General features: G+C 72.0%; 7 protein-coding genes and 1 rRNA gene. 1 reads left to right on the top strand and 7 read right to left on the bottom strand.

Going from position 1 to position 6,644, the window contains the following annotated elements; all coding sequences use genetic code 11:
* Positions 1 to 33: 33 nt before the first annotated feature.
* A complete protein-coding gene (locus ACFYVJ_RS03280) occupies positions 34 to 1,248 on the top strand; it encodes a DUF5667 domain-containing protein (protein ID WP_388886092.1) in 1,215 nt (404 codons plus the stop codon).
* Positions 1,249 to 1,285: 37 nt separating this feature from the next.
* Here the strand turns inward: ACFYVJ_RS03280 and ACFYVJ_RS03285 are convergent, their stop codons facing one another.
* From ACFYVJ_RS03285 to rrf, 7 genes are all read right to left on the bottom strand, one after another.
* On the bottom strand, positions 1,286 to 2,464 hold the full coding sequence (locus ACFYVJ_RS03285) for a lysophospholipid acyltransferase family protein (protein WP_388886094.1): 1,179 nt from the start codon (positions 2,462 to 2,464) through the stop codon (positions 1,286 to 1,288).
* On the bottom strand, positions 2,457 to 3,545 hold the full coding sequence (locus ACFYVJ_RS03290; RefSeq protein ID WP_388886096.1) for an NAD-dependent epimerase/dehydratase family protein: 1,089 nt from the start codon (positions 3,543 to 3,545) through the stop codon (positions 2,457 to 2,459). Before ACFYVJ_RS03290 ends, ACFYVJ_RS03285 begins: the two co-directional genes overlap by 8 nt.
* A gap of 138 nt (positions 3,546 to 3,683) precedes the next feature.
* Positions 3,684 to 3,782 carry a 30S ribosomal protein bS22 gene (locus tag ACFYVJ_RS03295; protein ID WP_003948845.1) on the bottom strand — a complete coding sequence of 33 codons (99 nt, stop codon included), beginning with the start codon at positions 3,780 to 3,782 and terminating at the stop codon, positions 3,684 to 3,686.
* A 125-nt stretch (positions 3,783 to 3,907) separates the two neighbouring features.
* Positions 3,908 to 4,117, bottom strand: a complete 210-nt coding sequence (locus ACFYVJ_RS03300) for a helix-turn-helix domain-containing protein (RefSeq protein ID WP_158691643.1) — start codon at positions 4,115 to 4,117, stop codon at positions 3,908 to 3,910.
* A 128-nt stretch (positions 4,118 to 4,245) separates the two neighbouring features.
* Positions 4,246 to 5,064, bottom strand: coding sequence for a phosphatase (locus tag ACFYVJ_RS03305; protein WP_388886097.1), 819 nt, complete (start codon positions 5,062 to 5,064; stop codon positions 4,246 to 4,248).
* A gap of 88 nt (positions 5,065 to 5,152) precedes the next feature.
* Positions 5,153 to 6,322, bottom strand: coding sequence for an acetoin utilization protein AcuC (locus tag ACFYVJ_RS03310; protein WP_388886099.1), 1,170 nt, complete (start codon positions 6,320 to 6,322; stop codon positions 5,153 to 5,155).
* Between the two features lie 62 nt (positions 6,323 to 6,384).
* Positions 6,385 to 6,501 (bottom strand): 5S ribosomal RNA (rrf, locus tag ACFYVJ_RS03315).
* Positions 6,502 to 6,644: the final 143 nt, after the last annotated feature.

The raw sequence follows: 6,644 nt of genomic DNA on the forward strand, positions 1-6,644 counted from the left end.
GAGTCCCACACAGAGACCCCGAGTCGACAGGAGGTGCCGCCCGTGATCGGATCCGTATCGGCACACCGGCGGGCGAACGCCTTCGCCCAGGCCCTTGATGAGGAGTCTCGGGCGCAGCAGGCGGAAGCGCTGGCGGCAGATCCCGAGCAGGCACGACTGCTGGGCCTGGCGGGACAGCTCGCCTCGGTGCCGGGTCCGACCCTCGACCCCGAGGTCAAGACCGTCCAGCGGACCCGGCTCATCGCCGCCATGGAGGCGATGCTCGCCGAGGACACCGCGGAGAGCACCGAAGCCCCGCTGATCCCCGCGCCCCGCAAGCGCGGCGCCCACCGCGCGGCGGGACCGCTGTCCCGGCTGCGCCCGCACTCCCGCCTCTCCCGCGGCGTGGCCATCGGCGGCGTCGGTGTCGGCGTCGCCGCCGGCGCGTTCAGCGCCGCCGCCGCGGTCAGCTCCGACGCCCTCCCGGGCGACACCCTCTACGGGCTCAAGCGCGGCATGGAGGATCTGCGGCGCGGCATGGCCGACGGGGACACCGAGCGCGGCCGCGTCTACCTCGACCAGGCCAGCACGCGGCTGAACGAGGCGCGGCGGCTGATGGAGCGCGGCCGGGCCGGCGACCTCGACGCCGAGTCGATGAGCGAGGTCCGCGAAGCCCTCGACAACGTACGGCACGACGCCGGCGAAGGCCGCAAGCTGCTGCGCGGCGCGTACGACGAGGACGGCTCGCTCGGCCCCATGCAGACCCTCTCCGCCTTCTCGCAGAAGAACGAGCGCAGTTGGCAGCAGTTGCGCGAGCAGCTCCCCGTCGAGCTGGGCGACCTGGGCGACGAGGTCAGCTCGGTGTTCGACGCCATAAAGCAGGACGTCGCCCCGCTGTCGTCGCTGCTGCCGGGCCCCGAGGACGACACCTCCCCCAGCGGCAGCGCGCCGGGCACCGCGAGCACCGGCGGCGGCCACACCGACACCGACGAGGCCGAGCCCGCCCCGTCGTCCACGGCCACCGCCGACGGCGAGGTGGGCGAGGACGGCGAGCCGAAGCCCAGCACCACCGAGGAGGACGGGCTGGTCGGGGAGGACGGACTGATCGGCGGCGTCCTGCCCGACGAGGACGAGCCGGGCGGTCAGGAGACCGGCGGCGACAGCACCACGCCCACCGAGCAGCCGCCCGGCAGGAAGAAGCCCGAGATCACCCTCCCGCCGCTGCTGCCGCTGCCCGACCTGGGCCTCGACATCGGCGAAGAGGAGTAGGCGGCGCAGGGGGAGCAGGCGGAGCGGCGGTCAGGGGTCAGAAGAAGACCGACCGCCGCTCGACGAGCAGCTTGTACAGCGTGTGCTGGATCGTCTCGCGCACCTGGTCGGTCAGGTTGAACATCAGCATCGGGTCGTCCGCCGCCTCCGGCGGATAGCCGTCCGTGGGGATCGGCTCGCCGAACTCGATCGTCCACTTCGTCGGCAGCGGTACGGCCCCGAGCGCGCCCAGCCACGGGAACGTCGGCGTCACCGGGAAGTACGGCAGCCCCAGCAGCCGCGCGACCGTCTTGGCGTTGCCGAGCATCGGGTAGATCTCCTCCGCGCCGACGATCGAGCACGGCACGATCGGCGCCCCCGCCCGCAGCGCCGTCGAGACGAAGCCGCCGCGGCCGAAGCGCTGCAGCTTGTAGCGGTCGGCGAACGGCTTGCCGATCCCCTTGAACCCCTCCGGCATCACGCCGACGACCTCGCCCCGCGCCAGCAGTCGCGCCGCGTCGTCGGCGCAGGCCAGCGTGTGCCCGCCCTTGCGGGCCAGCTCGCTGAAGAACGGCATTGTGAACGCCAGGTCGGCCGCGAGCAGCCGCAGATGGCGGTCGGCGGGGTGGTGGTCGCGGACGGCGACCTGGGCCATCAGCCCGTCCCAGGGCACCACGCCCGAGTGGTTGGCGACGACGAGGGCGCCGCCGGTGTCCGGGATGTTCTCGACGCCCTTGACCGTCACCCGGAAGTACTTGTCGAAGACCGGCCGGAGGAGCGGCACGAGGACCTGGTCGGTCAGCTCCGGGTCGAAGCCGAACTCGTCGACCTCGTAGTCGCCCGTCAGCCGCCGCCGCAGGAAGCTCAGCGCGTCGGCGGCCCTGCTCTCCCAGTTGCCGCCGAGGAGCCGCGGCAGCGCGCTCATGAGGGCGCTCTGCAGCGCCGCGGCGACCGCCTCCGCGGCCTCGGTGCCCGGCGGTGCCGTACGGTCCTCCGGCCCGGCGCCGTCCGCCGCACCCGCGTCCCCCGCCGGGTCCGTACGGTCCGCGCCCTCGTCGTCCGCGCCCTCGTCGTCCGCGGACTCCTGCCCGCCGGGCAGCGCGGAGAGCGCCGCCTCCGCGCTCCCGGCGCCGCCGCCGTCCGCGCGCCGCGGCCGGCCGGCGCCGGACCGGCGCCTGGACTTGCCGCCGCCGCGGGAGCGGTCGTCGTCGAACGGAATGACCTTCGCGTCAGCCATCGGGCACCGACTCCTTCGCAACACCGTCCCCCTGCGCCGGGGTCCGCGCCCCCGGCAGCCCCAGCAGCTCGCCGACCGCGTCGACGGCCCGCCGCACCTCACGCGGCGGCAGCAGCCCCGCCGCCCGCCCGGCGGCGAAGTCGGCGAACGCCTCCGCCGTCGAGTACTCCGGCGTGAAGCCCAGCAGTTCACGCATCTGCGCCGTCTCGACGACCCGGCCGTGCGTCAGCAGCCGGATCTGCTCAGGCGAGAAGTCCGTCATACCCGCGGACCGCAGCGCCGAGCCGACCCACGTCACCGCGGGCAGCGGCACCGGGACCGTGGGCCGGCCGAGCCGCCGGGCGGCCTGGGAGAGCAGCAGCACGCCCTCGCCCGCGATGTTGAACGTGCCGCTGTTGATCGTGCCGCGGCGCGGCTCGCCGGCCGCGAGCAGCAGCACCTCGATGACGTCGTCCTCGTGTACGAACTGCAGCCGCGGGTCGTAGCCGAGGACCGTGGGCAGGGCGGGCAGCGCCAGATACTCGGCGAGCGGCGTGTCCACGCCCCGGCCGAGGATGTTGGCGAACCGCAGCACGCACACGGCGACGTCGGGGCGGCGCCGGGCGAACCCGCGCACGTACCCCTCGACCTCCACCGCGTCCTTCGCGAAGCCGCCGCTGGGCAGCGCCTTGGGCGGCGTGCTCTCGGTGAAGACGGCGGGGTCGCGGGGCGCGGAGCCGTAGACGCTGGTGGTGGACTTGACGACGAGCCGCCGCACGCGGGGCGCCTGCTGGCAGGCGCCGAGCAGGTGCATGGACCCGATGACGTTGTTCTCCTTGACCGCCCCCCGGCCGCCGCGGGTGAGCGGGGTGCCGGTGACGTCCATGTGCATCACGGTGTCGACGCGGTGCTCGACGAGGATCCGGGCGAGCACGGGGTGGCGGATGTCCGCGGGGACGAAGTCGGCGCCGCCGAGCTGGTGCTCGGGCGCCCTGGCGTCGACGCCGATGACGCGGTCCACGTCCGGCTCCCGCATGAGCCGGCGGACCAGGCGCCCGACGAGGGGGCGGGCGACGCCGGTGACGAGCACGTTTCTGCCCACTGGCCTTCGCCTTCCTCTCCCTGCCTGCCCGCACGCGCGATCGCCCCACCGTATACGCAGGACAACGCGGCACCACGTACAACCGCCGCCCACCCGCCGGGAAAGGCGGATGGACGGCGGTACGGGTGCGGGCTACCGCTACTTCTTGTTGCGGCGCTGCACTCGCGTGCGCTTCAGCAGCTTGCGGTGCTTCTTCTTGGCCATCCGCTTACGCCGCTTTTTGATCACAGAGCCCACGGGTACCCTCGCTCACTTCTCTCCGTCGGGGTGGGCGGGCAAGGGCCCACACGTCTTACAGGGGCCCAAGCCTACCCGGGCGAACTGGATTGACGTAATCGAGGGTGCGCAACCTCTCGGACCCGTCAGGCAGACTCCACCCCCACATACGACTCGCGGAGGTATTCGTGCACGGCCTGCTCCGGCACCCGGAAGGACCTCCCCACCCGGATCGCCGGCAGATGGCCGCTGTGCACCAATCGGTACACGGTCATCTTGGACACACGCATCACCGCGGCTACTTCCGCCACGGTCAGGAACACAACCTCGTTGAGAGGCTTATCGCTTGCAGCCATGACACACCTGAACCTTCCGCACATGACGGACACCGGCTTCCCCTCCGGTGCCTCCTCCTCGCATGCGCGCTCCTCCCCAGATTAGGGGCGGGTGATGCAAGTGGGGAAGAGGAGTAGCGATCGTATGGCTACAGTGACAGACGGGCGTGTTTGAGCACATAGTCGGCCACCGGCCCGTAGCTGTCCGGTTGCACAGAGTCATCAAGAGGCACCACGACGGGCACTCGACCCTCCACCTGGGCGACGAAGAGTGCCGGGTCGTCCGCGTCCGCCAGACCGATGGCCTCGATGCCCAACTGACCAGCCCCGCAGGCCCATCCGTGGTCCCCCACCACCAGCCCGGGCAGCGGCCCGCCCGCGGCCGCGGCGGCACCGAGTGCCGCACGCAGGGGAAGCGGAGAGTGAGTATGGACCCCCCTGGTCGCGGGCCCGGAGGAGGGGTCCGAGTCGCCCAGAACGGCAACGGACTCGGGGTAGTTGAGGCGGTATGTACGTACGCCGAATCGGGTCGTTATGTCGACATCTCTGCCCTCACCAGGGGTGAGAACAACGCACCCAGCCGCCGAGAGCCCCGCAGCCAAGGGGGCGTAGAAGCCGAGGAGGCGGTCGGGGTGCCCGGTCCCGAACAGAACCGCCTCGCAGTCGCGCGCGGCGTCACGCAGCCGCTCCGCGAAGGCGTGCAGGGCGGCGATCGTACGGTCCGGATCGATGACCTCGGTGCCCGAGATCCGGTCCGGATCCCCGCTCGTACCGCAGCGTTCCGCCATCAGCCGCCGCAACTCGGCCACCGACCAATCGCGTTCCGGTTCCAGGCCGAGCAGCACCCGGGGGTCGCGGGCCGCGAACTGCTGATACCTGCGGAGGCTCTTGTCGCGGCTCGTCGCCACCGGCCCGGCGATCCCCGTCGCCAGCAGATGCCTACGCAACAAGGGTGCGTCGGTCAACACCCGACCCACTCTTGCCGCGCTTACGGGCGGAACGGGCGGCTTCGCGAATATTTCGCCCACACGACAAGCCGCGGCGGAGCCGGCCGCGTCAGGGCAGCAGCCCGTGCGCCGGGAACGCCGTCCGCCGCGCGGCACGCACCGCACGATCCAGCGCCGAGCCCGGGTCGTACCCCGCGTCCCAGTCCGCCCAGGAGGCGTCACGCCCGTCCGTCATCCGGTACGGGGCCTGCTGCCCGGTCCGCCGCAGCGCCTCGGCCCGCCAGTTCTCGGGGACGTCGGTGGCCGGAAGCACGGGGCGGCCGGCGGAGATGGCGCAGAGATGCGCCCAGGAGCGCGGAACGACGTCCACGACGGCGTACCCGCCCCCGCCGAGCGCCAGCCACCGGCCGTCCGCGTGCTCGTGCGCCAGGGCGTGACACGTCTCCATCACCGCACGCTGCGCGTCCAGGCTCACGGCGAGGTGCGCCAGGGGGTCCTCGGCGTGCGTGTCGGCCCCGTGCTGCGACACGAGCACCTGGGGGCCCCAGGACGCCAGCAGCTCCGGCACGACGGCGTGGAACGCCCGCAGCCACCCCGCGTCCCCGGTCCCGGCCGGCAGCGCGACGTTCACCGCCTGCCCCTCGGCCCCGGACCCACCGGTCTCCTCCGGCCAACCGGTCTGGGGGAAGAGCGTGCTGGGATGCTCGTGGACGGAGATGGTCAGCACCCGCGGGTCGTCCCAGAACGCCGCCTGTACGCCGTCGCCGTGGTGCACGTCCACATCCACGTACGCCACCCGCTCTACGCCCAACTCCAGCAGCCGCGCGATGGCGAGCGCCGCATCGTTGTAGACGCAGAACCCCGAAGCGGCGCCGGGCATCGCATGGTGCAGCCCCCCGGCGAAGTTCACGGCGTGTACCGCCCGTCCGTCCCACACGGCCTCCGCCGCTGCCACGGACTGCCCGGCGATCAACGCCGACGCCTCGTGCATCCCCACGAACGCCGGATCGTCGACGGTCCCGAGCCCGTAGGTGGGATCGGCTTCCGCCGGCGCCTCGGAGGCCCGCCGCACGGCGTCGATGTAGTCCTGCCGGTGCACCAGCCGCAACGTCGACTCGCCGGCCGCGGGCGCGGCGACGACGTCGACGGCCTTGTCGATCCCGAGTTCCTCGACGAGGCGCATGGTCAACGCCAACCGAACGGGATCCATGGGGTGTTCAGGACCGAAGTCGTACGCGGTGACTGCCTGGTCCCACATCAGGTGCGCGCGGCCGCTCATATCGGCCACCGTAACGCACGAAAGCCGCCCCGAAGCGTTCGGGACGGCTCTCATGAAGAATTGTTCGGCGGTGACCTACTCTCCCACACGGTCCCCCATGCAGTACCATCGGCGCGGACGGGCTTAGCTTCCGGGTTCGGAATGAGACCGGGCGTTTCCCCAACGCTATGACCACCGAAACACTATGAAACTGTCAACCAGCTCTCCAACCCAAATTTCCCCTGGGTGAAAGCAGGGTTGTTGTTTCAGAACCCGCACAGTGGACGCAAGCAGCTATGGACAAGCCCTCGGCCTATTAGTACCGGTCACCTCCACCCCTCAC

This window comes from Streptomyces sp. NPDC004134 (genome assembly GCF_042874195.1).
In the GTDB taxonomy this organism is placed as follows: domain Bacteria; phylum Actinomycetota; class Actinomycetes; order Streptomycetales; family Streptomycetaceae; genus Streptomyces.